Raw genomic sequence first — 25943 nt, forward strand, 5'->3', positions numbered from 1 at the left:
CTGTGGCAAAGACGATGTGCCCGGGCCACGGGCCAGACGCTCGCGAACCCGATCGCTGAAAAGTCTAGCCGGCACGGCTGAACCCCGGCTGACGCATCGAACATGGGCGACGGCTTAAAAGACGATGACCTGTCGGATGGCCTCACCGGCGGCGAGCCGCTCGAAGCCGGTATTGATCTCGTCGAGCGACAGCCGATGGGTGAGCAGCCGGTCCACCGGCAGACGGCCGGCCTGATAAAGCGCGATGTATTCGGGGATATCGAGCTTGGGCACATGGCCACCCAGATACGAGCCCATGAGGGTGCGCTCCTGGGCTACCAGCTGGGTGGGCGATACCGGCAGGCGCACGTCCGGATGGGGCAGGCCGGCGGTGACCGTCTTGCCGCCCTTGCCGGTGGCCGCAAAGGCGAACTCCAGGGCCGGCTGTACGCCCGCGAATTCCGCGGCCACGTCCACGCCGCCGCCGGTCCATTCCTTGATCTTGTCGAGTGCGTCCTCGTCCTTGGTATTCACTGTGGCGGTGGCGCCCAGCTCGCGCGCGCGCTCGAGCTTCTCGTCGTCGATATCGGCGGCGATCACCTGTGAGGCGCCGCCGGCAATCGCACCCAGTACGGCCGACAGGCCCACGCCGCCGAGACCGACCACGAGTACGGTCTGGCCCAGACGCAGATTGGCGGTATGCACCATCGCGCCCACGCCGGTGAGCACGGCACAGCCGAAGATGGCCGCAATCTCGAAATCCAGGTTCTTATCGATCTTGACCAGAGATTCGGTGCGTACCACCGCGTATTCGGCAAAGCCGGACACGCCCAGGTGGTGATAGACGTCGCCGGCCTGCTCCTTGATACGGATGCCCTCATCGAGGAGCGTACCGGCGTTGTTCGCCTGTGCACCCGGCGTGCACAGCGCAGCCCGGCCATCGGCACAGTAGTCGCAGTGGCCGCAGCTGGGTACAAAGGAACACACGATATGGTCGCCAACCTCGAAGCCCTTGACGTTCGGCCCGACCTCGATGATCTCGCCGGCCGCTTCGTGGCCCAGCACCATGGGCGTAGGCCGGGGCCGGTTGCCGTCGATGGTGGACAGATCCGAATGACACAGCCCGGCCGCATGTACCTTGATGAGCACCTCGCCCGCCTGCGGCGCATCGAGCTCGAAGGTCTCGATCTTGAGCGGCTGGGAATCACTGTAGGGGCGTTGCGCGGACATTTCGCGCAATACGGCGGCTCGGGTCTGCATAAGAACTCCTGGTCTTGAAAAATGCCGGCAATATAAGCGGCCTGCGCTCGAATCTATCATTCGAAACGATGTTTCGGGAGTATGAATCTTACCCGCGAGGCTTCGAGGGCCCGGTCAGTCGTGCAAAAATACGGCCTTTATACGTTTACCCGACGGTCCGTGCGTCGTGCGCTGGATCGTTCGCAAAGGCTTTGACATGACCCCCAGCACCGAGACCTACCCTATCGATATCGCCGGCCTGCACCGCGAACTGCCCCTGTTCGAAGTGGCCGCGGGTACCCGCATCGCGGTGCTCAACGTACTTGGCGATACCGAGCTGGTGGAAACCGCAAGCCGGGCGCTGGCGACCAAGCTCGAAGCCGTGGACTACAGCGTGCTGGTCACCGCGGAGGCGAAGTCGATCCCGCTGGTACATGCGCTGTCGGTCGCCACGGGCAAGCCCTATATCGTGCTGCGCAAGAACTACAAGCCGTATATGGGCGACGCGCTCAAGGCCGAGACGTTGTCGATCACCACCGGTCAGCCACAGACGCTGTTCCTCGACGCCAAGGATCGTGCGCTGGTCGACAGTGCCAATATCGTGCTGCTCGACGACGTCATCAGCTCGGGCTCCACGCTGCAGGCCATGCGCGCGATCATGGATCGCGCAGGCGCGCATGTGGCGGCCGAAACCGCGATCCTCACCGAAGGCGAGCGCGAAAACTGGCACCACATCATTTCGCTGGGGCATTTGCCGGTATTCACCGACGCAGCCGCCGGCTAGGCGAATACCGCGGTCGCGATGCCGAAACCGTAAAGCACGATCAGCGCCGCACTTTCGAAACCGATATTGCCCACGCCGCTCTTCTCGCGCCGGATCAAGCCCAGCAGCAGCACGCCGGTCATAAGAATCGACAGCCCCATCCAGAGCAGGGTCTGCTCGGGAATCGCGTGGTAGATCGAGCCATCGCGATAGGCCAGATCGGCGGCGCCGGCAAACAGGCAGTCGAAGGCATTGCCACCGATGATGCCGCCCACGGCCAGCTGCAGCGCGCCGCGGCGTACCGCGGCGACCGAGGTCACCAGTTCCGGCAGCGAGGTGCAGATGGCGGTAAGTATCACCCCGACCGCGGTCGCCCCCAGCCCGGTCTGTGTACCGATACGGCTGGCCACGATCTCCAGCACGAAACCGCTCACCCCGAGCAGCGCCGCGAGCCCCACAAAGCTCAGCCAGAGCGCGGCGAGCGGGCGGGCTAGCGCTTCGTCGTCGGGTTCGTCATCCCGGGTTTCACCGGTCTCGCGCGGTGCCCACATACGCAGCTGCTGGGCATCGTTGACCACGCGCAGGCCAAAGCCATAGCCGGCGAAGAGCACCAGCGTGGCCGGGTGGATACCGGCGACGGTATAGGCCGGTGTGTAGGGCGCGACCAGCAGCAGGGCCAGCAGACAGATCAGCAGCGCGCTCTGGGCCAGATTAGCGGTCGAGGCGGCCGCATGTTCGAGGTTGGCGCGCTGGTAGACCGCATCGGCGATGGCCAGAAACACGGTCTGTACCGCGATACCGCCGAGCGCATTGCTCATGGCCAGTTCCGGCTCGCCCTTCAGCGCGGCGGTCACCGACACCACGATGCCGGACAACGACGTCGCCGCGCCCAGCAGGACCGCGCCGGCGATCGCTTCGCCCAGGCCCGTGCGGTCGGCCAGATCGTCGGCGATATGGGTCAACCGGGTGCCGACCACGGCGATCACCGCCGCGATCAGGGCGAATATGCCCAGGCTGGCTTCAAGGCCAAGCGTCGATAGCCAGTTCATTTACTTACGCTACGTCGTTTGAAGGGTTTGTCGCTGTCCTTGCCATTGCGCATCACGCTGATGCGTTGGTTGGCGCGGCCGATGAGCCGGCGTTGCCAGCGCCGTTCGGCGGCGGTCACCGACGACTCGCTGGCATCCCAGGATTCCTGCAGCAGAAACTTGCTCGCCGCGACCGCGTCGGGCGAATAGGCGCTCATTTCCAGGGCAATATCGCGCGCGGCCTCGGCCGGGTTGTCGTCGAGATGGGTCACCAGGCCGATTTCATGGGCCTCGCGGGCACTGATGATCTTGGCGCTCATGACCAGCTGCTTGGCCACATCGATACGTACCAGTTCGCGCAGCAGGGCCACGCCGCCCATATCCGGCACCAGCCCCCATTTGGTTTCCATGACCGACAGACGCGCATCGGGCGCGGCCACGCGCACATCGGCACCCAGCGCCAGCTGTATGCCCGCACCAAAGCAGTTGCCGTGAATGGCGGCCACCACGGGCACGCCGATATCCCGCCATGCCAGGCTCCAGCGCTGAAAACGATTGGCATAGGGCAGCCACAGCTGGGCCATCAAGGGCGCCACCGCCAACGGCCCGTTCATTACCGAGCCGAAATCCAGGCCGGCGCAGAAGGACGGCCCGTTGCCCTGGATGACGATCGCGCGCAGGTCGCGATCCTTGGCCAGTGTGCCGGCGGTGTCGTTGACCGCGTCGAGCATGGCCATGTTCATGCCGTTGTGCTTGCGCGGACGATTCAGACAGACCCGTGCCAGCTTGCCCTCGTGTTCGACGAGAACGGTTTCGTCGGCTTCGCTCATGCGCATTCTCCCGGCATAAAAGCACACACTTTGCAGGGTTTTGGCGGAATCGACCAGCGCGCTTCAGCCCTGCCACCCGCCTGGGCATGCGCCGTGCATGCCGCGCTGGCGGCACCATGAAAAAGGCGGCCCCGAAAGAGGCCGCCCTGGTCGATATCCGAGTCCGGCCGTTCAGCCTTTCAGATGCTTTTCAAAAAAAGCCATGCTGCGCTCCCAGGCTTTTTTGCTCGCCTCGGGGTCGTAGTAGTCCCAGTCCTCGTTGCCGAAGGCATGCGGCGCATCGTAGCGGTAGGCCTCGTAGGGCACGTTTGCCGCCTTGAGCTTGGCTTCGAAGGCATCGGCCTGATCGATCGGAAAAAAGGTGTCCTGCTCGGCGAAATGACACTGCAACGGGATAGTGATCGACGCCGGATCGCCGGCTTCGTCCGGCGGGATGCCATACCAGGAGACGGCGGCATCGGTTTCGTCGTTGTGCATGGCCGAGAGCACGGCCAGCACGCCGCCCATGCAGAAGCCGATCACGCCGACCTTGTCGCTGTCGGCCTTGAGGTACTGCAGCGCACCTCGGATATCCTGGGTGGCGGCATCGCCGAAGTCGAGCTCGTTCATCTTGTGCTCGGCTTCTTTTTCATCCAGGGCCTTGTCGCCGTGGTAGAGGTCGGGCACCAGCACGCGATAGCCGGCGTCGGTCCATTGCTGGCCGACTCGCTTGATCTGGTCGTTGAGCCCCCACCATTCCTGGATGACGACGATGCCGGGCGCGTTCGCGTTCTTGGGCTCGGCATAGAAGCCGCTGGCGCTGCCGCCATCCGGGCGCTTGTATTCGATATGTTCGGACATGGCCTGCGTTACTCGCTAATGGAACGTACTCGCATGCTACCGCGCCCGGCCCTGGTTTTTATTAATCCGGCACCAGAACAGCTGACAGTGTCAGCCGTTTCCAACGCCATTCGAAATAAAGGCCGGCACATGTCCGTCTTTTATTTTCAATGGCTTCGCGGCCGCTGGCCGCGGTGAGCATGCTCACGCATACGCGCGTTATTAACCCGAAGATTCATGTATTTTTGTGCCGGGTTAATAACCACAGGGGCGCGCAGCGCCATTGCGCCACAGCCGCGTTAGCGCGCGGCCTGCAGATGCCCGCCGGTAAGCGCGGCGACCTGGGTATCGTCGAGCACCGCCTGCAGCGGCAGCCAGGCCTGACTATCCGGCCGGCGGGTACGCAGCGCCGGATCGGCCAGCGACACCTTCTCGCCCGTCTTTTCCTCGATCATGCGTTCGATGGTCGCGGCATCCAGCTCACCGTTTTTGAGCTTGACCAGTTCCGCCTCGTCCAGGTCCAGCGTGGTGTTGCTGGCGCTGCCCGGCAGGTAGATCGCGCCGGTCGCGAAATCCACCGCGAAGGCGATCACGCCCGGCACGATGAAGAACAGCAGTCCGATGCCATCGAGCACGGCCACGGCCGGGTCGATACGGCCGTCGACCTGTCCCTTGCGCTCAGGGTAGAGGATCACCCCGCAGGCGGTGGTGCCAACGAGCGTGACGGCCATCGCGGCGGCGATACCGGCACGGCGGGCATTTCTGAAATCGGCCATGGCATATTCTCCTGGGTGGGGTGGGCTGATTCGGGCCAGGCAAGCGGCCACGGTTTTCACAATAAAATAATTGTAGCCCCTACTCAGGATTGCCGCCCGCGGCCGATGCAGTAGAGACCGGCCCGCGCGTCGACCTACCCAAGATCATGGCAGCATTCCATCTGGCGGTAACACCGTGCACCGACACGTTCACCCGCCCACCACCGGCCTGGCGAACGGAGGGAGGTTTCACGCTCAGCGAGCTGATGATCGTGGTCGCGATCATCGGCGTTCTGGCCGCGATCGCGATCCCCGTCTATATCGATTACGTTGCGCGGGCCCGGGTCAGTGAAGGGCTTACGCTGGCGTCGCCGGTGAAAACCGCCGTGGGCGAGTATTACAGCGTCAACGGCGAATTGCCGACGGTGGCCAACAACAACTGGACCGAAGTGCTCGCCGCGCTGAACCTGCCCAACAGCTCCGATACGGGCGCGGCGTCGGGCAACAACGTCAAACGAATCTGGTGGCATAACAGCGCCGATGATCCGTCGATCCGTATCCGTTACAGCGGCCTGCCGATCGACGACGACCTGCTCTATCTGGAAGCGGATTTCAACAACGGCTCGATCAGCTGGAACTGCGTGGCCCCCGCCAGCGGCGGCGTGCCCGACCGCTATCTGCCGGCCAGCTGTCGCTAGCCGGCGCCCGCGGGCGCTTCATTCGCCCTGTTTGAAGCGCCGAAGCTCGCGGCGCTGTTTCTTGTCCGGCCTGAGCGACGGTCGCGGCATGGTCATGCGCGCGGCACGCCGTTCGCTGGCCTGGACCTCGCGATGCTCACGACTGGCCGGGGTTTCCTCGTACAGCTGCACGGCTTGGGCCGCCGGGCCGCGCTGCTCGGACAGCCCGCGCACATCGACCTCGAACGCCGTTTCGCCCTTGGTGATCTCGAGGCGATCATCGATCTTGACCCCAGTGCTCGCCTTGGCCCGGTTGCCGTTCACGTGCACCTTGCCACCCTTGACGGCCTTGGCCGCCATGGAACGGGTCTTGAAGAACCGGGCCGCCCAGAGCCATTTGTCGACCCGGACGGGGTTGTTGTGCGCGGATTGCGTCATGCGCAGACTGTGACATCAAATTCACGGCGGGCAAACCATCGCGTGTTCGACCGATTTCGTCTGATCTACCGGCTTCGTGCCACGCCCGAAGGGGTCGAGGTGGTTGCCGGGCGCGTGCCGCCGCGCTTTCTGGCCGCGGTGCGCGATGTCGCACGTCTGCACGGCATCGACCGCGGGGAAATCGAATGCAAGGGGGCCGGACGCAAGGCACGCCTGCGCTTTTCAAGCAATTTCCCGAACGCCGGACGCCAGGCCATACGCAACGTCTGGTCGCCGCCGACGACACCGGGCCCCGGCGGAGGTCGTCGCGCCAGCGGCTGAACCGCGTTTCGCGGGTAAGACCAAGGTCTGACACGCCCCCGACGAATGACGTATGTTTACGCCCGGTGTCTTTGCCCAGGAACTAGCGCATGATCACGGTTCATCATCTCGAGGATTCGCGCTCGCAGCGCGTGCTCTGGCTGCTCGAAGAGCTTGCGCTGCCCTACGAGGTTCGCCACTACAAGCGCGATCCCAGGACCATGCTCGCACCGGCCGAACTCAGGAAGGTACATCCGCTGGGCAAATCCCCGCTGATCACCGACGACGATCGCACCGTGGCGGAGACGGGGCTGATCATCGACTACATCGTTGAAAACCATAGCGACGGGCGGCTGGCCCCACCGCGCGGCAGCGAACAACGCATGCACTATGACTATTGGCTGCACTATGCCGAGGGGTCGGCCATGCCGCCGCTATTGCTGCATCTTGTATTCGATACCGTCGAGAAGCGGGCACCGTTTCTCATCAAGCCCATCGCCAAAGCGATTTCGACCAATGTGAAGAAACAGTTCATCTGGCCGCAGCTCAACCTGCATATGGACTACATCGAGCATACGCTGCGTCAGAAGGAATGGTTCGTGGACCACCACTTCACCGCGGCAGACGTCATGATGAGCTTTCCCCTGGAAGCCGCCTGCGCGCGTATGGACCTGCAGGCGCGCTGCCCGAATATCATCGCCTTTCTCAAACGCATTCACGAGCGCCCGGCTTACCAGCGTGCGCTCGAAGTCGGCGGCCCCTACGCCTATGCCTGATGCGACAAGGCCCGCACGCAGGCGGGCCCTGTCGATTCCCTGAGCGTGCTGTATCAGCTGCCGCCGTCGGTCGAGGCCGAGCTGCTGTCGACCGTGACCTGATCGCGAATACGGTCGACGGTCGTGCTGCCAATACCGCTGACGCGGGTCAGGTCGTCCACCGATTCGAAGTCACCGTGGGCTTCACGTTCTTCGATGATCGCAGCCGATTTGGCTTCCCCGATGTAAGGCAACTCAGCCAGCGCCTCGGCATCGGCGGTATTGACGTTGACGGCCGCCATTGCGAGGGCGCTCATCGTCAGGGCCGAAACGGCAACCAGCATCAGTAACAGATTCTTCATTTTAAAAACCCCAATTTTTAAATGAAGCTTCAACCTAGCGGGGCGTTATTGAATGTTCAAATTGAACTTTTATGACACGTAAAAGAGCGTTTCATCAATCGAACAATCAATTATTTAGCGCTATTTTCAATTAAATATAGAAACAGCGTTCCAACCACATAACTTGTTACCGACTCCGCTGGCGATCCATGCCGCCCGGCGCCGGCAGGCGCAAACGCCCCATCAACGAGCTGCCCGCGTCGCGGCATACCAGCGAGCGCGCCGTAGCCCAGTGGTCGGCGTTGCAACGCTCGTTTCGAACGTGAATTCTCTACGCCTTGGTCACACAATTCATGCGCGTTGCGCCGCTCTGGCCCATCAATCATCGAATGGCACGACCCGGATCGCCGGCTCAGAAACGTACGCCACCGCGCGTATGCCGTAGCGCGCTTCTTGCCGGATCCGGCACGGGCGCGTTCTGCCCGCTGGGGCGCGAGCAAACCGGAGGAGGCTCGGGGCTTGTGGTGAGCCACATCAACACGCCGAGTCGGTCGCTGCGGCATGCCGCAGCGTAGCGATCAGCGTTCGCCGGCCTCGCACAGAGCCTGGATATGTACCGCCGAGCTGGCCGCGAGGGCGTCGAGGGCGTAGCCGCCTTCCAGTGTGGACACCACCCGCCCGTCGCACAGGCGATCAGCGGCTTCGACAATACGCTCGGTCACCCACTGGTAATCTTCGGCCTCGAGCATGAGGTCGGCGAGCGGGTCCGAGCGGTGGGCATCGAAGCCGGCCGAAACGAAGATCATGTCCGGGGCGAACGCGTCCAGGGCCGGCAACCAGTCACGCTCGACCGCCTGGCGGAACACGCTGCCCGGCGTACCGGCCTTGAGCGGCGTCTTGACGAGGGTGTCGTGGCCATTGTCGTCGGAGGTAAAAGGAAACAGCGGGCTCTGATAGCTCGAACAGAACAGTGCGCGCGGTTCGTTGCGCAGCACGTCTTCGGTGCCGTTACCGTGATGCACGTCGAAGTCGAGAATCGCCACCCGACGCAACCCGTGCGCATACAGTGCATGGGCCGCGCCCACCGCCACATTGTCGAAGAAACAAAAGCCCATCGCCCGGTCGCGCTCGGCATGGTGGCCTGGCGGGCGCACGGCACAGAAGGCGTTGGCGGCCTCGCCTGCCAGCACGGCATCGGTCGCGGCAACGAGTGCGCCAGCGGAATGCAGCGCAGCGGTCAGGCTGTGGCCGTTCATGTAGGTGTCATCGTCCAGGCGGACCCGCCCACGGCTGGGCGCGAAGGTCACCAGTTCGTCGACATAGGCCGGGCTGTGTACCCGCTTGATCGCATCCAGCGGTGCCTGGGGTGCATCGCGCCGGGCAACGCGTCGATCCACGCCGACCACGCTCATGCCTTTTTCGACCGCCACGAGACGGGCGGGCGCCTCCGGGTGGCCACGTCCCATATCGTGCAATGGGCAACTCGAATGGCTGAAATAGGCAGTGGTCATAGAGGAATCATCCGAGTACCGACAGGTAGCGCGACCCCGGAGCGGCGTCGACATATGCTGCGCATCGAACAACACCGGACCGCGCAATGCAAGTCAGCCAAAAGTCGGCATGGGCCGGGCCGGCCTGCACGCGCCCATTAAAAAACGCCGCACGTGGCGGCGTTTTTCGATCATCGACCCACCCGCGCTCGCATCGTGGCGGCGGGCACAGAGGGTTCGCCTCACGCACTAGCGCATGGCCACGATACGATCGACCACGTTGCTGTCGGCCGATACCTCGGGCCCGTACAGGGTGCTGTAGTTGCTCTGCATCCACTGACCGAAGGCGTCCGGGTTGTCTTCGTGCAGCAGAGCGGCGAGCGCGTCCAGGTTCTCGCCTTCGCCCGTGGCTGCTTCGCGGCGCAGTGCGACCGACTGCGTATCGGCGAAGTCCTGAGCCTGGGCGAAATCGTCGTCGATGTTCTTGCCCACGATATAGGCCGTGGTACCCGCGGTGCTGGCGGTGGTGATCAGGTCATCGCGATCACGGGCCGAGCTGCTGGTAGCAAGGCCGAGACCGACTGCGGCCACGCCGCAAAGGGCAAGACCACGCTTCCAGGTGCTGGTTTGTTTATGCATTCGTTACTCCCATGAGGTTCTGGCGATTACGCAGGTGAGGCTAGGCACCTGCGCATGAACTATTACTGAATTGGCCAGCGCCCACTCACTTGTACAGCGCGTTGCCGCCGTCGCGAAATTCTTCGGCCTTTTCGGCCAGACCGGCATCGATCGCATCCTGCGGGGTTTCGATACCGCGCTCGGCCGCGAATTCGCGAACTTCCTGTGAAATACGCATGGAACAGAACTTCGGCCCGCACATGGAACAGAAATGCGCGACCTTGGCGCTGTCCTTGGGCAGGGTTTCGTCGTGGAACTCACGCGCCTTCATCGGATCGAGGCCGAGGTTGAACTGGTCTTCCCAGCGGAATTCGAAGCGCGCCTTGGACAGGGCGTTGTCGCGAATCTGGGCCCCCGGATGGCCCTTGGCCAGATCGGCCGCGTGGGCCGCGATCTTGTAGGTGATGATGCCTTCGCGCACATCGTCCTTGTCGGGCAGGCCGAGATGTTCCTTGGGGGTCACATAGCAAAGCATCGCGGTGCCATACCAGCCGATCTGGGCCGCGCCGATCGCCGAGGTGATGTGGTCGTAGCCGGGGCCGATATCGGTGGTCAGGGGCCCCAGCGTATAGAACGGCGCCTCGTGGCAATCGGCCAGCTCGGCGTCCATGTTCTCCTTGATACGCTGCATGGGCACATGACCGGGGCCTTCGATCATCACCTGCACGTCGTGCTTCCAGGCGATCTGGGTCAGCTCGCCGAGGGTACGCAGCTCGGCCATCTGGGCTTCGTCGTTGGCATCGGCAATCGCGCCGGGGCGCAGGCCGTCGCCGAGCGAAAACGCCACGTCGTAGGCCTTCATGATTTCGCAGATCTCTTCGAAATGCGTGTACAGGAAGGACTCGGTGTGATGCGCCAGGCACCACTTGGCCATGATCGAGCCGCCTCTGGAGACGATGCCGGTGACCCGATTGGCCGTCATCGGCACGAACGGCAGGCGCACGCCGGCATGGATGGTGAAATAGTCCACGCCCTGCTCGGCCTGTTCGATGAGCGTGTCGCGATACATTTCCCAGGTCAGGTCTTCGGCCTTGCCGTCGACTTTTTCCAGTGCCTGATAGATGGGCACCGTACCCACCGGCACCGGCGCGTTGCGGATGATCCACTCGCGGGTTTCGTGGATATGCTTGCCGGTGGACAGATCCATGATCGTGTCGCCGCCCCAGCGCGCGGCCCAGACCATCTTCTCGACTTCCTCGGCGATCGAACTGGTCACCGCCGAGGTGCCCATGTTGGCGTTGATCTTCACCCGGAAATTGCGGCCGATGATCATCGGCTCGGATTCGGGGTGATTGATGTTATTGGGAATGATCGCGCGCCCGGCCGCGATTTCGTCGCGCACGAATTCGGGCGTGACGTAGTCGGGGATATTCGCGCCATAGCCTTCGCCCGGGTGGCGCCGCAGCAGTCGCGAATCCTTGATCGCATCGATCTTGGCGTTCTCGCGAATCGCCACGAACTCCATTTCCGGCGTGACGATACCCTGACGGGCATAGTGCATCTGCGACACGTTGGCGCCGGCCCTGGCCTTGCGCGGCACCCGCACGTCGGGAAAACGCAGATGGCCGGTCGCGGCGTCCTCGGCCCGGGCACGCCCGAACTGCGACGACAGGCCCTCGAGCAGCTCGGTATCGCCGCGCTCCTCGATCCAGCCTGCACGCAGTGCGGGCAGGCCACGGGTCAGATCGATCGTGGCGTCCGGGTCGGTATACGGGCCGGAGCAGTCGTAAATCGTGATCGGCGGGTTCTTTTCCACGCCGAACGTGGCCGGCGTATTCGACTGGCTGACCTCGCGCATGGGCACGCGAATATCCTGCCGCGAGCCGGTTTCGTGAATCTTGCGGGAATTGGGGAACGGCTCGCGCATTTCGTCGGCCAGACGCGCGGACACCGCCAGATCTTTGGGAACAGCGCTCATATCGATTTGCCGTCGGGGGAATAGGCTTTCAATCTACCAACCTGCCATGTGCAATAAAAGCCGCGCACGGGCGTGCGTGCGCGGTTTCGAAGTCATCAGCCGGCGGCCGACAGGCTCGCGCTGTCCACGATCATTGCCCCCGCGGCCTGCATGGCTTCGAGCGCGGCGGCGGTATCGCCGGGCTGCATATCCACGCCGCGTACGCCGTCGCGCACCAGCGTTACGCCAAACCCTTCGGCGAGCGCATCCAGCACGGTGAACTTCACGCAGACATCGGCCGCCAGGCCGAGCACCACTACATGATCGATCCGGGCCTCGCGCAGATGGGCCGTCAGCCCGGTGGCCTGGCGATGATGGTTGTCGTAGAAGGCGGAGTAGCTGTCGATTCGCGGGTCCGTGCCCTTGCGCACCACGTAATCGATACCGGCCACGTCCAGCGCCGATGCAAAGCCGGCCCCGGGGGTGCCCTGCACACAGTGCACCGGCCACAGGATCTGGTCATGGCCGTCCAGCTGCGTAACCTCGAACGGCGCGTGGCCGGCGTGTTCGGCGGCGAACGACAGATGGTGCGGCGGGTGCCAGTCCTGGCTTGCCACCACGTGATCGAACAGCGGCATCAGGGCGTTGGCCACCGGTACCACCGCATCGCCGTCGCCCACCGCGAGCGCACCGCCGGGCAGGAAATCGTTCTGAATATCGACGAGCAGCAGGGCCTGTTTCATATCGGGTTCACTCCGCCAGCTTGCCCGAGCGCGACGAGGCCGGCATATCGCGCCGCGCCAGCCAGTCGCGCAGCGCGTCGGTGGATTCTTCAAGATAACGATCGATCAGTGCCGGGTAATCGCGGCGCGCGGCGAAGTAGGCGAACTGTTCCGCGGCATAGGCACGCACGTCGACCAGATCCGGGGCACTGCCGGTGCGCTCGCCGGCTCGAACCACGCCGGTGAGCAGGTCGATATGCGGAGCCTGGGGGTCGAACTGGTGGCAGCTCTCGCCCGAGGTGCCGGCCCAGGCTGTTTTCGGCGCGGCCTCGTCGAACAGCAGATCGGCGAACGGCGCGCCGTCGTCGGTGAAGCGACGTACCTGATGCACGCCGGGCCGGGTGAGCTTGCCCGGCGTATCAGAAAGCTTCATTCGATAGGACCAGGTGCCGCGATCGCTGCGGATCGCAGCGAGCTTGTAGACGCCGTCGAGCGCGGCATCCGGCTGCGCGGTGGTCAGGCGCGTACCCACGCCCCAGAGCACGATCGGCGCCCCTTCGCGCTTGAGTTCGGCGATGACGTTTTCGTCCAGGCTCGAACTGGCCGCAATCCGTACCTTCTCGAAACCGGCGGCATCGAGCATGCGGCGCGCGGTTTTCGACAGCTCGGCCAGATCGCCCGAATCCAGACGGATGCCGGCCATCTCATGGCCGCTTTCGCGCAGTTTCATGCCGGCACGAATAGCGTTTTGGATACCGTCGATGGTGTTGTAGGTATCCACCAGAAACACGCAGTTTTCGGGCAGGGCCGCTGCATAGGCATCGAAGGCATCGATTTCGTCGTCGAAGGCCATGACCCAGCCGTGGGCATGGGTGCCCGATACCGGAATTCCGAACAGCTGGCCGGCCAGCACGTTGGAAGTACCGGCACAGCCGCCGATATAGGCCGCCCGCGCGGCCGATACGCCGCCGTCGATGCCCTGCGCCTTGCGCAGCCCGAAATCCAGCACCGGATCGTCGCCGGCGGCATGGGCGATACGGGCGGCCTTGGTCGCGACCAGGGTCGGGAAGTTCATCATGTTCAACAGCGCGCTTTCCAGCAGCTGTGCCTGCAGGATCGGCGCCCGCACGCGCAGCATCGGTTGATGCGCGAATACCGCCGTGCCTTCGGGCACGGCATCGATATCGCCGGTAAAGCGCAGCTCGCGCAGATAATCCAGAAAGCCCGGTTCGAAAAGCGCGCCGCCCGCGTTGTCTTTCAACGTGGCCAGATAATGGATATCGGCCTCGGTGAACGACATCTGGGTGGCGTATTCCACCGCCGTTTCCAGCCCGCATGCGATCGCGAACCCGTTATCGAAGGGCGCATCGCGAAAGAACAGATGAAACACCGCCTCGCGCTCGCTCGAGCCGTTGTGCCAATGGGCATAGGCCATGGTCAGCTGATAGAGATCGGTCAGTAGCGCAGGCGCACGACCATAGAGTTGCCCCAGCAAGGACATAGACGAAACAGGCAGGGATGGTCTGAGTAGAATGCGAACGTTGCTCGCGACTTTCAACTCGCTGCCCCGCCCCCGAACTTGCACGGGGGTACGATCGAGCCGCAAGCTCGCTGCGATGGACAGGGACAAAGCCACCACCGCCACGGGCGATCAAGCGCGATCAAAGCGGCGCAAGGCGCGCCGCCGCGCGCCCACGCGAGGCCAGCGCCTGGTTCGGATGGTGTCGCAGCGGGGGATGGCCAGCTATATCTGGTTGCTGCGCCTGAGCTGTCGTATCGAAATCGTGGCCGGCGGCGAGCACCTGGAAAGCGCGCTTGCCTCGGGCCAACCGGTGGTGCCGTGCGCCTGGCATCAGCGCCTGGTGCCCAGCGGCCTGTTTCTGCGCTCGCTGGTGGATCAAGGCATGAATGTCGGCTTCTTGATCAGCCCGTCGCGAGAAGGCGATTTCATGTCTCGGGTTGCCCACAACCATCGCGTCATCCCGATTCGCGGTTCCTCCAGCCGCACCGGCCGAGAGGCCATGCAGGCGTTGACCGCTGCCGTGGCCGAGGGCATCTCCCCCATGATGTACGGCGACGGCCCGCGCGGCCCGGCCCGTGTTTTCAAGACGGGGGCGGTCATCCTGGCCAGTCAGAGCGGCGCCCCGCTGTTGCTCGTGGGTGCGGCGAGCAGCCGCTTCTGGCAGGTAAAATCGTGGGATCGCTTCCAGGTGCCCATGCCGTTCTGCCGGTTTAGAATTGCGCTGGGCGAACCTTGGCCGATCGGCCCGTTGCACGACAGGCGCGAGGCCGAAACCATCGCAGAAGAACTGGGCCGGCGTCTCGACGCGCTATGCGACGTCGCCCGGCATGCATCCCCCTAGGATCCGTTGTTTATGAGTCAGGACAGTAAGCGCCCGCCGAGCGCATTCAGCCGGCTGGGCCTGGGTATCGGCGTATCGGTGCTCAAACCGACCGCCCGTGCCCTGCTCGCCAGCTGGCGTATCCAGCAGGTGAGCGGCGAAGCGTACCTTTGGCAAGCCATCGACAGCGGCCGGGCCCTGATGCCCTGCTGCTGGCATCAGCGGTTGAGCGCGAGCGTGGGGTATCTGCTCAAGGCCCAGTCCCGCGGTTTGAAACCCGGGTTTCTGGTTTCGCCCTCCCGCGACGGCGAGATTACCGCCCGCGTGGTCGAAGGCATGGGGGCGCATATCATTCGCGGGTCCGCCACGCGCACCGGCGCCCGCGCCATGCGCGATCTCTACGGCGTGATGAAAACCGGCGTGGCGCCGATCATCCATCCGGACGGCCCGCACGGGCCGGGCTTCGTGGCCAAGCCGGGCACCCTGATGCTTGCCCAGATGACGCAGGCCACCCTGCTGCCGCTTTCATTCTCGGCCGACCGTTACTGGCAGCTCGATTCCTGGGACCGGGTGATCATCCCCAAGCCCTTCGCCCGGGTGACGATCACCATCGGCGAACCGGTCACCGTCGCCCGCGGCGAAAGCGTCGAGGCCGCCGCCGAATCCCTGGGCTCGCAGCTGGACGCGCTCACACGCGAGGCGGATCGTCTGGCCGGAACGACGCCGCGGCCGCCGAAGAAGCTCGGCAAGCCGCGCGCTCCCAGCGCCGGTGCCGAAACCAGCGGCGACGATTAGGCCGTGGCGGTCTCGGCCTGCAGGTAGGCTGCCAGCGCGTTGATGGTCGAATAATCGAACAGGTCGGTCATTTCCACCCGGTTCGGCCAGCGCGTTTCGATGCCTTCATGGATCTGGGCGAGTTCCAGCGAGGACAGGCCGATCTCGAACAGATCGTCGTCGACGCCGATATCCCGGCCGGGCACGACCTCATCGCAGATCGCCTTGAGTTCGGCGGCGAGGTCGGTGTTCTCGGCCGCTTCGGACTCGGACTCCCGAGGGCCGAGCAAGGCATCGAGCCGGGCGGCGATCTCGTCGAATTCGCCTTCGGCATACTGGCGTGCCAGCAGCGAACGCTGCAGCTTGCCGCTGGTGGTCTTGGGCATGCGTGCAATCGGCAGCACCTGCGATGCCACAAGCCCCGCGCGCTGGTTGAGCGCACCGCGCAGTTCCCGGGCGATGCCGGCGAAATCTTCAAGATGACCGCGAAACACCACGAACAGCACCAGCGCCTGCTCGGTGGTGCTCGGCGCCTGTACGCCCGCCGCGGCGAGCTTGTTGAGCTCTGCGCCGGGCAGATCCTGTAGCAGCGCTTCGATATCCTGCGGGTAATGGTTCTGGCCGTTGACGAAGATGATTTCCTTCGCGCGACCGGTGATCACGAGTTCGCCGTCGTGGCGAAAGCCCAGATCGCCGGTGTCCAGCCAGCCCTCGCCCACCAGCGCGTCGGCGTTCGCCCGCGGATTGTCGTGATAGCCGCCGGTGACGTTGGCGCCGCGAATGAGCACCCGGCCGACCACGCCGTCGGCAACGGCCTGGCCCTGGGCATCGACCAGCGCAAGTTCGGTCGACTTGACCGGCGTGCCCAGGCACACCAGTTCCAGCGCATGCGCGCCCTCGTCGAAGCGCACCGTATCGCCTACGCCCAGTTCGCCGCGGGCCACGGAGATACTGCGCAGCCCGCGCCCGGGGTTCGGGAATGTAGCCGCCAGGCTGGCCTCGGCCAGGCCGTAGACGGCGAACATGGTCGTCGCATTCAGGCCGGTGGGCGCCAGCGTGTCGAGAAATTCGCGTACCAGCGCCGGGGCGATGGGCTCGGCGCCGTTGTAGATCAGGCGCACGCTGGATAGATCCAGTTCGGGCCGGCCCTTGGCCGAAATCGCACGCAGCGTGTGCCGATACCCGAAGTTGGGCGAGCACAGCAGCGTGGCGCGCGTTTCGGCGGCTTTTTCGAGCCATAGCAACGGCCGGCGCGCGAACAGATCCGGCGTCATCAGATAATGGGCAAAGCCGTTGTGGACCAGGGTCAGATGGAAACCGATCAGGCCCATATCGTGGGTGAGCGGCATCCACGACAAAGCCACCTCATCAGCGCCGAACTGCGAACCGCTGCTGATCGCTTCGATATTGGCGAGCACGTTGGCATGGGTGAGCACGACGCCTTTCGGATCACCCGTGGAGCCGGACGAAAACTGGATGAACGCCGTATGTTCAGGCGTCAGCCTGGCGCGCTCGGCCGCATGGTCCACGGCCGGCGGCTCGTCGGACAGCGCACGCTCGCCCAGACGCTCGCTGGCGGCCTGCTCGCCGCGCTGTTCGAGCAGTTCGCGCAGGCGCTCGATATGTTTGGGCGCGGCCACCACGCGCGGCTCGTCGAGATGGCGCCAGACCCGCAGCAGCTTGTCCATCTGGGCAGCGGTCGCACCCGCCGCGATCGGCACCGGCACGATGCCGCCATAGATCGCACCCCAGAAGAACTGCAGAAAACGCAGGTTGTCTTCGACGAACAGAATCAGCGGTTCGCCGGTCGTCATGCCCTGCTGCTGCAGCACGGCCAGTCGGTCTTCGGCCGACTTGGCCAGCATGCGATAGTTGAGACCCCGTTCCTCGTCGGCACCGTCGATGAAGACGATGCCGTGCGGCGAGTCTTTATGCGCATCCAGCGCGTCGGCAAGCGTATTGAAAGCAGGCATGAGAAACCTCTAGGACAAGTTCTGTCGAGCGCGCCAGCGAATCGGCACGCCGTCGCCGGGCCGCAGATTGATCCGCGATTCCAGCATCGGTGGATGTTCACCGGCATACACCGGCGTGAAAAGACGCAGCATCGTTACCAGATGCTGGCGCATTTCGGTCATGGCCATATGTTCGCCCACGCAGTGACGCGGACCGGCGGCGAACGGCATATAGGCAAAGCGTTGCGAAGGCACACCCTGTTTTAGAAAACGCGCCGGCGAAAAGCAATCCGGCATGGCCCAGTAGGCCGGATCGCGGTGCAAAACATAGGGGCTGATCAGCAGCTGATCGCCTGCGGCGATTTCGTAATCGCCGAATGTATCGGCTTCGAGGGCGCGGCGGGACAACAGCCAGCCCGGCGGATACAGCCGTAGCGTCTCATGGATTATCGCATCGATGAAACGCAGCCGGTCGCTGGCGTGATCGACCAGGGCCGGAATTTCGCGCTCGTCGATCGCGTCCACCTCTGCCTGAGCCCGTGCACAGACCTCGGGGTGGCACGCGATTTCGTACCAGGCCCAGGCGAGCGCGCTGGCGGTGGTTTCATGGCCGGCCACGATCAGGGTCATGACCTCGTCGACCAGCGTGCGCCGACTCATGGCCTCGCCATCGCGGTCGCGGGCGGCCAGCAAATGCCCGAGAAAATCGAAGGACTGCTCGTCGCTATCCTGTCGGCTGTCGATAATCGACTCCACGACCCCACCCAGCCGATGAAAGCGTGCAGCGAAACGCAGATCCCGGGTCGCCTCCTCGCTGAGCAGGGAAAACGGGTTGCTCTCGCCCTCGACCAGCCGCGCGTAGTCGGCGCCGAAGATGGACTTGAGCACGATCACCAGCGTCAGCTCGCTGATATGCGCAGCCACGTCGACCCACATCTCGTCGCCTGCCGCTTGGCGCCAGCGCTCGGCCAGAGCGAGGTTTTCGTGCGCGATCATGGTGTTGAAGTCCGCCAACCGGCGCGGCTTGAACGCGGGCTGGATGAGGCGGCGCTGGCGCGCCCAGAACTCACCCTCGCTCACCATGATGCCTTCGCCCAGCAACAGACGAACGCGATCCAGGCCCAGGCCCTTGGCATAGCGCGCCGAGCGCCGAACCATGATCTGCTGGACGAAGGCCGGGTCATGCACGACCCAGCGACGCGCACCGCCCTGCGGCGCGGGGACGCGATACACCGGACCATATACATGGTGCCAACGCACGAGCATGCGCCGCGTTGCATCATCGGGTGCGACATCGAATGGCGCGGACGGGCCGACTTTGTCGGCGGCGGAGACAATATCGGATAGGCTGCTGGACATCTGGGAACGACCCGATCGATACGCGGCCCCTGGCTCCTGGGCAAACGGCTGCGCGGCTTGGAATCAAATCGATTATTTTTATGTTACGTGTATTTTACACCTTCCTGGGTGTACACGATCAAGTGCTGCTCGCCCGACAGCAGGCGTTCGACCCGCCGGCGTATCGCGAACGCATCGATCGCATGAAGGATGACGGGGCCCGAAGCCGGACCCGGGCCGGGCTCTGGTTGCTGAAAAAATTGCTGGCCGCTGCCGACTATGCCGACGATACGCTTGAGCGCATCGGCTTCAGCGCCAGCGGTCAGCCGCAGATTCATGACGCGCCTGCATTCAGCATTTCGCACAGCGAGCAGCTGGTCGCCTGCGCGCTATGCGACGAAGCAAGCATTGGCCTGGATGTGGAACACCGACGCCTGCGCGACATGGCGCGCATGGCACGCCTGCTCGACCCGGCCGAACGCGCCCACGTTGAGCGTCAACCGCTCGCATTCTTCGACTACTGGTGCGCCCGCGAGGCCACGGTCAAGGCCAGTGGCCGGGTCGGGCTCAAGCGCATCCGGGCCCTGAGCCTGGCCGGCGACACCGCCAGGCTCGACGAACGGGACTGGCACCTGCGCGCGCTCGATCTCGATGCCGGCTATGCGGCCTGTCTGGCCAGCGATCGCCCGATCGGGCCGGTCGATCTACGTGAGCTCAGTCTTCCCGGCCGAGAAAATACAGGCCCGCATAGATCTTCGGATCAATGAGCCTGCCCTCGGCCTCACGTTCGACCAGCCAGGTCTCGACCTCGGCCAGCGGTATCGCGTACGGAATGATGTCTTCGCTGTCATCGCCGCCGCCGGCACCGACGCGCGTGACCGGGCCCGCACGATAGAAACTCAGCGTTTCGCTGGTCAGCCCCGCGCTTGGCGGGCCTTCGGCGAGGAACGTCATGCGGGCCGCGCGATAGCCGGTTTCTTCCTCCAGCTCGCGTAGCGCGGCCAACTCCATGGCCTCGTCTTCTGCCCCGGCAATGTCGCCGACCAGCCCCGCGGGCAGTTCGATCACGTTGGCCTGCAGGGGCAGGCGGGGCTGCTCGACGAGCAGCAGTTCGTTGTTATCGGTCACGGCCACGATCACGACCACACCGCGCGCGTTGACGCGTTCCACATACTCCCAGTGGTCGCGGCGTTTCAAACGCAGGAATTCACCTTCATGAAGGGTGCGATCGGCAGACATATCGGTGTCAGGGCTTGTGAACAACACCGCCAAGTCTAACCGCAGCGCCGGCCCTGCGTTCGTGCCGCGTGCGCGCTTCCCCTCAGGCCACGCGCAGCGGGTGCACGTTGCTGGGCTTGATCGTGTCCTTGATATCGTTCCAGTGCACGATTTCCATGCGCCCGTCGAAATGCTCGACCAGCGCCGTGGCCGACTCCACCCAGTCGCCCGAGTTGTAGTAGCTCACCCCTTCGATGGTCTTCATCTCGGCATGGTGAATATGCCCGCAGACGACGCCGTCGAAGCCGCGGCGTCGGCATTCGTGGGCCACGGCCTTCTCGAACTCGCTGATGAAGTTCACGGCCGACTTCACCTTGTGCTTGGCATAGGCCGACAGCGAAAAATAGGGATAGCCCAGCCGGGCCCGCGCGTTGTTGAAGTAGCGGTTGACGCGCAGCAGCGTGACGTAGGCGACGTCGCCGATACGGGCCACCCAGCGATGGTAGCGGGTCACCACGTCGAACAGATCGCCATGGATGATGAACAGCTTGCGATTGTCGGCGGTGACATGAACCGCATCGTTGACGATCTGGATATTGCCCATGCGCAGCTCGTAATCGACGAACTTGCGCAGGAAATCGTCGTGGTTGCCGGTCACGTAATAAACCTGCGTACCGCGCCGCGACTTGGTAAGAATACGGCGAATGACGTTGGTATGTTCCTGCGGCCAGAAGAACGTCGAGCGCAGCCGCCAGCCATCGATGATATCGCCGACCAGGTACAGGTTCTCGCACTCGCAGTGCTTGAGAAACGAAGACAGCGCCTCGGCCTGGCTGCCGGCCGTGCCCAGATGCGCATCGGATATGAACACGCTGCGATAACGTAGCGGTTGGCGTTGCTTGTTGTCTTTTGACATGGCCTGTTCCGGTAACGGATTCGGTTGCAGCCTAGAACGCACAAATCACGGTTCGGTGACGCTTTAATGGCGTTTTCATGACAGCCTTGAATGAACTTTTTACGAAACGCTTTTGCTAAGCTTCGCCGCAGGCGCCCGTCGGGCCGCGCCGCGGCGGCACTTCTTTTCAGACGACAAGACAACAGATGACAGCCAAACGACACCGGGTTCTTATCGTGGGTAACGGCGGGCGCGAGCATGCGCTGGCGGTCAAGATCGCGGCCTCGCCACGGGTCGACCAGGTGTATGTCGCGCCGGGCAATGCCGGCACCGCCCGGATGCCGGGCGTCGAGAACATTGCGCTTGCCGCCACCGATATCGATGCGCTGCGCGATTTCGCCCGCGACAACGCCGTATCCCTCACCGTCGTTGGCCCCGAGGCGCCGCTGGCGGCCGGCATCGTGGACTGCTTCGAGCAGGCCGGGCTGGCCTGTTTCGGCCCCGGCCGCGACGCCGCGCGCCTGGAAGCCAGCAAGGCATTCTCGAAGGATTTTCTTGCGCGCCACGCGATCCCCACCGCCGACTATGCGGTATTCAGCGAATACGACCAGGCCGCGGCCTATATTCGCGACGTGGGCGCGCCGATCGTGGTCAAGGCCGACGGGCTGGCCGCCGGCAAGGGCGTTTTTCTCGCGGATAGCGAACAGGCCGCGCTCGCCGCGGCCCGCGACATGCTCGAAGACAATGCCTTTGGTGACTCGGGCGCGCGGATCGTCGTCGAGCGATTCCTCACCGGCGAAGAAGCCAGCTTCATTGCTCTGGTCGACGGCAAGAACATCCTGCCGCTGGCCAGCTCCCAGGATCACAAGGCCGCCCATGACGGCGATACCGGCCCCAACACCGGCGGCATGGGGGCCTACTCTCCGGCCCCGGTCATGACCGATGCCGTTTTCGAACGCGTGATGGCCGACGTCATCGAGCCGACGGTGGCCGGCATGGCGGCCGACGGCAACGCCTTTACCGGTTTTCTCTACGCCGGCCTGATGATCGACGAGGCCGGCGATGCCCGCGTGCTCGAATTCAACGTGCGCCTGGGCGACCCCGAAACCCAACCGATTCTCATGCGCCTGCAAAGCGATCTGGTGGATCTGATCGAAGCGGCGCTGAACGCCCGCCTCGACCAGGTCGAGGCCGAATGGGATACGCGCGCCGCGCTGGGCGTGGTGATGGCGGCCGGCGGTTACCCCGGCAGCTATGAAAAAGGCGACGAAATCACTGGCCTCGACGCCGCCGAGGCGACCGGCGCACAGGTATTTCATGCCGGCACGCGACTGGCCGATAACGATAAGGTACTCACCGACGGCGGGCGCGTATTATGTGTCTGCGCGCTCGGCGACGACGTTGCCCAGGCCCAGGCGCGCGCCTATGCTGGTGTGGAAAAAATAAGCTGGCGCAAGGCGATGTATCGCCGCGATATCGGGCATCGAGCGATATCGCGCGAGACGTCAGCTACGCTTAATGAACGATAATCAAGAATAATCCCCCCTTTTCGCGATCGGACTGTCCCAAGGAATCCAGTGATGAAATCGACTCGTTTCGTGAGCCGTATGTGCCTGTTGTGTGTTCTGCTCGTCACGGCTTCGGCCAGTCAGGCCGCCACCGAAAAGACGGTCTACGGCTGGGTGGAGAAGGCACAGCTCGTGCCCTGGGGCGTGACCCTCAAGGCCAAGCTCGATACGGGCGCGCTCACCTCGTCGCTGCACGCCACCAATATCGAGAAGTTCGAAAAGGACGACGACACCTGGGTGCGCTTCACCACGCGCGTGGAAGACCAGCGCACCAACGAAATGGTGGAAAAGAAGTTCGAGCGGCCGCTCTATCGTGAACTCGAGGTCACCGGCGCGGGCGGCAGCGACGAGCGCCCCGTGGTGCTGCTCGATGTCTGCATGAACAACACGATCTACGAAGAACAGTTTTCTCTGCGCGATCGCGGCGACATGATCTACCCGCTGCTGCTGGGTCGGCGCACCATCCGCCACCTCGGGCTGATCGACGTGAGCAAGAGCTTTCTCAACGAGCCCGAGTGCGACCACGACTCCAAGGTCGTCGAACACAAGAAAGACTCCGACTCCGACGACTGAACGGCCCGGCATTTAAGTGAAAGACTTTCATCTCAAGACGCTGGCGCTGTTTCTCAGCGTCATTGCCATCGCACTGTGCTACTACAAGACGGAACGTCTCGGCGTGCCGCTGACGCCGCAGTCCAGCGCCCAGGTGTGGACCGCTGAGGCCACGGTCCGCTTCGATGGTCAGGATCGATCCGCCAAGATCAACCTGGCGGTGCCCAAGGCCCCGCCGGGCTTCTCTGTCCTCGACGAGAACTTCATCTCGGCCGGCTATGGCCTGGCCACCAACGATGTCGGCGCCAACCGGGTGGTCCAGTGGGCGGCCCGCAACCTCAGCGGCCAGCAGACGCTCTACTACCGCGTCGTGCTCACCGAGGACAGCGACGCGCATCGCGATCGCACCGAGCCGACCCCGTCCTATCCGGATATCCCCGAGTATTCGGACCCGGAGCGGGCGGCAGTCTTCACCCTGCTCGACAGCGTGCGTGCACGCTCGGCGGATACCGCCTCCTTCGCCCATGAACTGCTGCGTCGCTTCAACGATCCGACCCCGGAAGCCGAGGTAAAGGTTCTGCGTGACGAGTCCGCGGATGCGACCGCCCAGGTCAAGCAGATCCAGCATATCCTTGCCGGCGCGCGTATCCCCTCACGGATCGCGCACGTGTTGCCCCTGGCCGGCAGCCTGCGTCACGGCAGCCTCACGCCCTGGCTCGAGGTCTACAACGGCGAACGCTGGCTGGCCTTCAATCCGCGCACCGGCGCCGCCGGTTTTCCCGCCGATGCCCTGGTCTGGTATGCCGGCGACATGCCGCTGGTGGATATCGAGGGCGCCGACAACGCCAGCGTGCAGTTCTCGGCGCTGCGCACCTCGCGCGATGTCATGGGTCTGGCCCAGCAGCGCGCGCGGCTGATCAATTCCGATGTGCTCGAATATTCGCTGCTGTCGCTGCCCATCGCCACCCAGAACACCTACAAGATCCTGTTGACCGTGCCGCTGGGCGCGCTGGTGGTGGTGCTGTTGCGCAACTTCATCGGCCTGCGCACCTTCGGCACGTTCATGCCGGTGCTGATCGCGCTGGCGTTTCGCGAAACCGAACTGCTCTGGGGCTGCATCCTGTTCACGGTGCTCGTCGCGCTGGGGCTGATCATTCGCTTCTACCTGGAGCGATTGAAGCTGTTGCTGGTGCCCAGGCTGGCCTCGATGCTCACGATCGTGATCCTGCTCATGGCGGGCGTGTCCATCATCAGTCACAAGCTGGGCATGGAACACGGGCTATCGATTGCCCTGTTCCCGATGGTGATTCTGGCCATGACCATCGAACGCATGTCGATCGTATGGGATGAAAACGGGCCGAAGGACGCGCTGTTGTCGGGCTTTGGCAGTCTGGCCGTCGCGGCCGTCGGCTTCGTGGTGATGACCCATCCGCTGGCCGAGTATCTGGCCTTCGTATTCCCCGAACTGTTGTTGCTGGTCCTGGCGTTCACCCTGCTCGCCGGCCGCTATACCGGCTACCGTGTCTCCGAGCTGTGGCGATTCCGCGCCTCGGCCCGGGCGATCACGAACAAGCAATGAGCAGTATCGGACGCGGTTGGCGCAGCCGGTTGCGGCTGCTGCGGCGCAACCCGCCGCTGCGCATGCCGTCGACGCTCAGAGAGCTGGGCATCCTCGGCATGAACGAGCGCAACGGCGACTACATCAGCATCTACAACAAGCGTAAGTACTATCCGCTGGTCGACGACAAGCTCAAGACCAAGCAGCTGGCGCTGGAAGCGGGCATCGCCACACCGCAGCTGTATGGCGTGATCGAGATCGAACACCAGGTGCGCGATCTCGACACGATTCTGGGCGATCATCAGGACTTCGTGATCAAGCCGGCCCAGGGATCGGGCGGCAGCGGGATCATGGTCATCGGCGGCCGGCGCGGCAATCAGTTCCTGCGCTCGTCGGGCGTGAGCGTGTCCCGCAGCGAGCTCGAGCACTTCATCTCGAACGTGCTGTCGGGCATGTACAGCCTGGGCGGCCTGCCCGACAAGGCCATTATCGAGTATCGCGTGAAGCCGCATGCGGTATTCGATGCGGTGAGCTTTCAGGGCGTGCCCGATATCCGCACCATCGTCTTTCGCGGTATTCCGATCGCCAGCATGGTGCGCCTGCCGACCCGCCAGTCCGACGGCAAGGCCAATCTCCATCAGGGCGCGATCGGTGCCGGCATCGACCTGGCCACCGGGCGCACGGTGGACGGGGTATGGTTCAACAGCGTGCTGGATTCACACCCGGATTCCGGCAATGCCGTGCGCGGCATTCAGGTGCCCGACTGGCAGCTGCTGCTGGAACTCGCCGCACGCTCCTACGACCTCACCCAGCTGGGTTATCTGGGCGTCGATGTGGTGCTGGATGCCGAGCACGGGCCGCTGGTGCTCGAGTACAACGCCCGGCCGGGCCTGAATATTCAGCTGGCCAATCAGATGGGCCTGCGCCACCGGCTGGAAAAGGTGCGCGCAATCGAAAAGATTCCCAGCTCCGCGGCCGCACGCGTCGCGCTCGGCCAGGAACTATTCGGCGAAGGCGGCTAGCGGCGCGCCCGGC

27 protein-coding genes are annotated in these 25943 nt (G+C 64.1%); 11 read left to right on the forward strand and 16 right to left on the reverse strand.

Annotation, left to right across the window (positions count from 1 at the left end; translation table 11 throughout):
- Positions 1-114: 114 nt before the first annotated feature.
- Positions 115-1239 (reverse strand): zinc-dependent alcohol dehydrogenase family protein, encoded by a 1125-nt coding sequence (locus tag CMN27_RS02550; protein WP_293623837.1) that lies wholly within the window; start codon positions 1237-1239, stop codon positions 115-117.
- Positions 1240-1435: 196 nt separating this feature from the next.
- Here CMN27_RS02550 and CMN27_RS02555 point away from each other — a divergent pair, with 196 nt between their 5' ends.
- Positions 1436-2002, forward strand: a complete 567-nt coding sequence (locus CMN27_RS02555) for an adenine phosphoribosyltransferase (protein WP_293623838.1) — start codon at positions 1436-1438, stop codon at positions 2000-2002.
- Here CMN27_RS02555 and CMN27_RS02560 read toward each other — a convergent pair.
- The 4 genes from CMN27_RS02560 to CMN27_RS02575 form a co-directional block, all read right to left on the reverse strand.
- Positions 1999-3030 carry a sodium:calcium antiporter gene (locus CMN27_RS02560; protein WP_293623839.1) on the reverse strand — a complete coding sequence of 344 codons (1032 nt, stop codon included), beginning with the start codon at positions 3028-3030 and terminating at the stop codon, positions 1999-2001. The two genes, CMN27_RS02555 and CMN27_RS02560, sit on opposite strands and share 4 nt — an antisense overlap.
- The gene (locus tag CMN27_RS02565) at positions 3027-3839 is read right to left on the reverse strand and encodes a crotonase/enoyl-CoA hydratase family protein (protein WP_293623840.1); all 813 of its coding nucleotides are present in this window, start codon (positions 3837-3839) and stop codon (positions 3027-3029) included. Before CMN27_RS02565 ends, CMN27_RS02560 begins: the two co-directional genes overlap by 4 nt.
- A gap of 171 nt (positions 3840-4010) precedes the next feature.
- Positions 4011-4679 (reverse strand): dienelactone hydrolase family protein, encoded by a 669-nt coding sequence (locus tag CMN27_RS02570; protein WP_293623841.1) that lies wholly within the window; start codon positions 4677-4679, stop codon positions 4011-4013.
- Between the two features lie 278 nt (positions 4680-4957).
- Entirely contained in the window at positions 4958-5434 is a 477-nt protein-coding gene (locus CMN27_RS02575; RefSeq protein ID WP_293623842.1) for a polyribonucleotide nucleotidyltransferase, read from the reverse strand.
- Between the two features lie 146 nt (positions 5435-5580).
- Here CMN27_RS02575 and CMN27_RS02580 point away from each other — a divergent pair, with 146 nt between their 5' ends.
- Entirely contained in the window at positions 5581-6111 is a 531-nt protein-coding gene (locus tag CMN27_RS02580) for a pilin (protein WP_293623843.1), read from the forward strand.
- A gap of 18 nt (positions 6112-6129) precedes the next feature.
- On the opposite strand, the gene CMN27_RS02585 is transcribed toward CMN27_RS02580, so the two are convergent.
- Positions 6130-6528, reverse strand: a complete 399-nt coding sequence (locus CMN27_RS02585; protein WP_293623844.1) for a S4 domain-containing protein — start codon at positions 6526-6528, stop codon at positions 6130-6132.
- Positions 6529-6570: 42 nt separating this feature from the next.
- On the opposite strand from CMN27_RS02585, the gene CMN27_RS02590 reads away from it, so the two are divergent.
- Positions 6571-6849: a DUF3634 family protein gene (locus CMN27_RS02590; protein ID WP_293623845.1), complete on the forward strand. Its 279-nt coding sequence runs from the start codon at positions 6571-6573 to the stop codon at positions 6847-6849.
- 89 nt (positions 6850-6938) lie between these two features.
- On the forward strand, positions 6939-7604 hold the full coding sequence (locus CMN27_RS02595; protein WP_293623846.1) for a glutathione S-transferase: 666 nt from the start codon (positions 6939-6941) through the stop codon (positions 7602-7604).
- A gap of 53 nt (positions 7605-7657) precedes the next feature.
- Here CMN27_RS02595 and CMN27_RS02600 read toward each other — a convergent pair whose 3' ends face one another.
- From CMN27_RS02600 to CMN27_RS02625, 6 genes are all read right to left on the reverse strand, one after another.
- Positions 7658-7978 carry a ComEA family DNA-binding protein gene (locus CMN27_RS02600; RefSeq protein WP_293623847.1) on the reverse strand — a complete coding sequence of 107 codons (321 nt, stop codon included), beginning with the start codon at positions 7976-7978 and terminating at the stop codon, positions 7658-7660.
- 524 nt (positions 7979-8502) lie between these two features.
- The gene (locus tag CMN27_RS02605) at positions 8503-9435 is read right to left on the reverse strand and encodes a histone deacetylase family protein (RefSeq protein ID WP_293623848.1); all 933 of its coding nucleotides are present in this window, start codon (positions 9433-9435) and stop codon (positions 8503-8505) included.
- A gap of 228 nt (positions 9436-9663) precedes the next feature.
- Entirely contained in the window at positions 9664-10053 is a 390-nt protein-coding gene (locus CMN27_RS02610) for a DUF3015 family protein (RefSeq protein ID WP_293623849.1), read from the reverse strand.
- 85 nt (positions 10054-10138) lie between these two features.
- Entirely contained in the window at positions 10139-12010 is a 1872-nt protein-coding gene (gene thiC, locus CMN27_RS02615) for a phosphomethylpyrimidine synthase ThiC (RefSeq protein WP_293623850.1), read from the reverse strand.
- A gap of 95 nt (positions 12011-12105) precedes the next feature.
- Positions 12106-12732 (reverse strand): bifunctional nicotinamidase/pyrazinamidase, encoded by a 627-nt coding sequence (gene pncA / locus CMN27_RS02620; protein ID WP_293623851.1) that lies wholly within the window; start codon positions 12730-12732, stop codon positions 12106-12108.
- 7 nt (positions 12733-12739) lie between these two features.
- Positions 12740-14212 (reverse strand): nicotinate phosphoribosyltransferase, encoded by a 1473-nt coding sequence (locus tag CMN27_RS02625; protein ID WP_293623852.1) that lies wholly within the window; start codon positions 14210-14212, stop codon positions 12740-12742.
- Positions 14213-14447: 235 nt separating this feature from the next.
- On the opposite strand from CMN27_RS02625, the gene CMN27_RS02630 reads away from it, so the two are divergent.
- A complete protein-coding gene (locus tag CMN27_RS02630) occupies positions 14448-15074 on the forward strand; it encodes a lysophospholipid acyltransferase family protein (RefSeq protein ID WP_293623853.1) in 627 nt (208 codons plus the stop codon).
- A 12-nt stretch (positions 15075-15086) separates the two neighbouring features.
- Entirely contained in the window at positions 15087-15848 is a 762-nt protein-coding gene (locus tag CMN27_RS02635; RefSeq protein ID WP_293623854.1) for a lysophospholipid acyltransferase family protein, read from the forward strand.
- Here CMN27_RS02635 and CMN27_RS02640 read toward each other — a convergent pair.
- Together CMN27_RS02640 and CMN27_RS02645 are read right to left on the reverse strand one after the other, a co-directional pair.
- Positions 15845-17800: a non-ribosomal peptide synthetase gene (locus CMN27_RS02640; RefSeq protein WP_293623855.1), complete on the reverse strand. Its 1956-nt coding sequence runs from the start codon at positions 17798-17800 to the stop codon at positions 15845-15847. The genes CMN27_RS02635 and CMN27_RS02640 overlap by 4 nt on opposite strands.
- Before the next feature lie 9 nt (positions 17801-17809).
- Positions 17810-19045 carry a cytochrome P450 gene (locus tag CMN27_RS02645; protein ID WP_293623856.1) on the reverse strand — a complete coding sequence of 412 codons (1236 nt, stop codon included), beginning with the start codon at positions 19043-19045 and terminating at the stop codon, positions 17810-17812.
- A 173-nt stretch (positions 19046-19218) separates the two neighbouring features.
- Here CMN27_RS02645 and CMN27_RS02650 point away from each other — a divergent pair, with 173 nt between their 5' ends.
- Positions 19219-19884 carry a 4'-phosphopantetheinyl transferase superfamily protein gene (locus CMN27_RS02650; RefSeq protein WP_293623857.1) on the forward strand — a complete coding sequence of 222 codons (666 nt, stop codon included), beginning with the start codon at positions 19219-19221 and terminating at the stop codon, positions 19882-19884.
- On the opposite strand, the gene CMN27_RS02655 is transcribed toward CMN27_RS02650, so the two are convergent.
- Together CMN27_RS02655 and CMN27_RS02660 are read right to left on the reverse strand one after the other, a co-directional pair.
- Entirely contained in the window at positions 19832-20356 is a 525-nt protein-coding gene (locus tag CMN27_RS02655) for an NUDIX hydrolase (protein ID WP_293623858.1), read from the reverse strand. The genes CMN27_RS02650 and CMN27_RS02655 overlap by 53 nt on opposite strands.
- 82 nt (positions 20357-20438) lie before the next feature.
- Entirely contained in the window at positions 20439-21251 is an 813-nt protein-coding gene (locus tag CMN27_RS02660; RefSeq protein ID WP_293623859.1) for a UDP-2,3-diacylglucosamine diphosphatase, read from the reverse strand.
- 185 nt (positions 21252-21436) lie between these two features.
- On the opposite strand from CMN27_RS02660, the gene purD reads away from it, so the two are divergent.
- The 4 genes from purD to CMN27_RS02680 are packed head-to-tail and all read left to right on the forward strand — an operon-like array spanning position 21437 to position 25930.
- The gene (purD, locus tag CMN27_RS02665; RefSeq protein ID WP_293623860.1) at positions 21437-22759 is read left to right on the forward strand and encodes a phosphoribosylamine--glycine ligase; all 1323 of its coding nucleotides are present in this window, start codon (positions 21437-21439) and stop codon (positions 22757-22759) included.
- 51 nt (positions 22760-22810) lie between these two features.
- On the forward strand, positions 22811-23371 hold the full coding sequence (locus CMN27_RS02670; RefSeq protein ID WP_293623861.1) for an ATP-dependent zinc protease: 561 nt from the start codon (positions 22811-22813) through the stop codon (positions 23369-23371).
- A 16-nt stretch (positions 23372-23387) separates the two neighbouring features.
- Positions 23388-24929 (forward strand): inactive transglutaminase family protein, encoded by a 1542-nt coding sequence (locus CMN27_RS02675; RefSeq protein ID WP_293623862.1) that lies wholly within the window; start codon positions 23388-23390, stop codon positions 24927-24929.
- Positions 24926-25930 (forward strand): alpha-L-glutamate ligase-like protein, encoded by a 1005-nt coding sequence (locus CMN27_RS02680; protein ID WP_293623863.1) that lies wholly within the window; start codon positions 24926-24928, stop codon positions 25928-25930. Before CMN27_RS02675 ends, CMN27_RS02680 begins: the two co-directional genes overlap by 4 nt.
- The last annotated feature ends 13 nt before the right edge of the window (positions 25931-25943 follow it).

The sequence above is a fragment of the Salinisphaera sp. genome, from assembly GCF_002729955.1.
In the GTDB taxonomy this organism is placed as follows: Bacteria; Pseudomonadota; Gammaproteobacteria; order Nevskiales; family Salinisphaeraceae; genus Salinisphaera.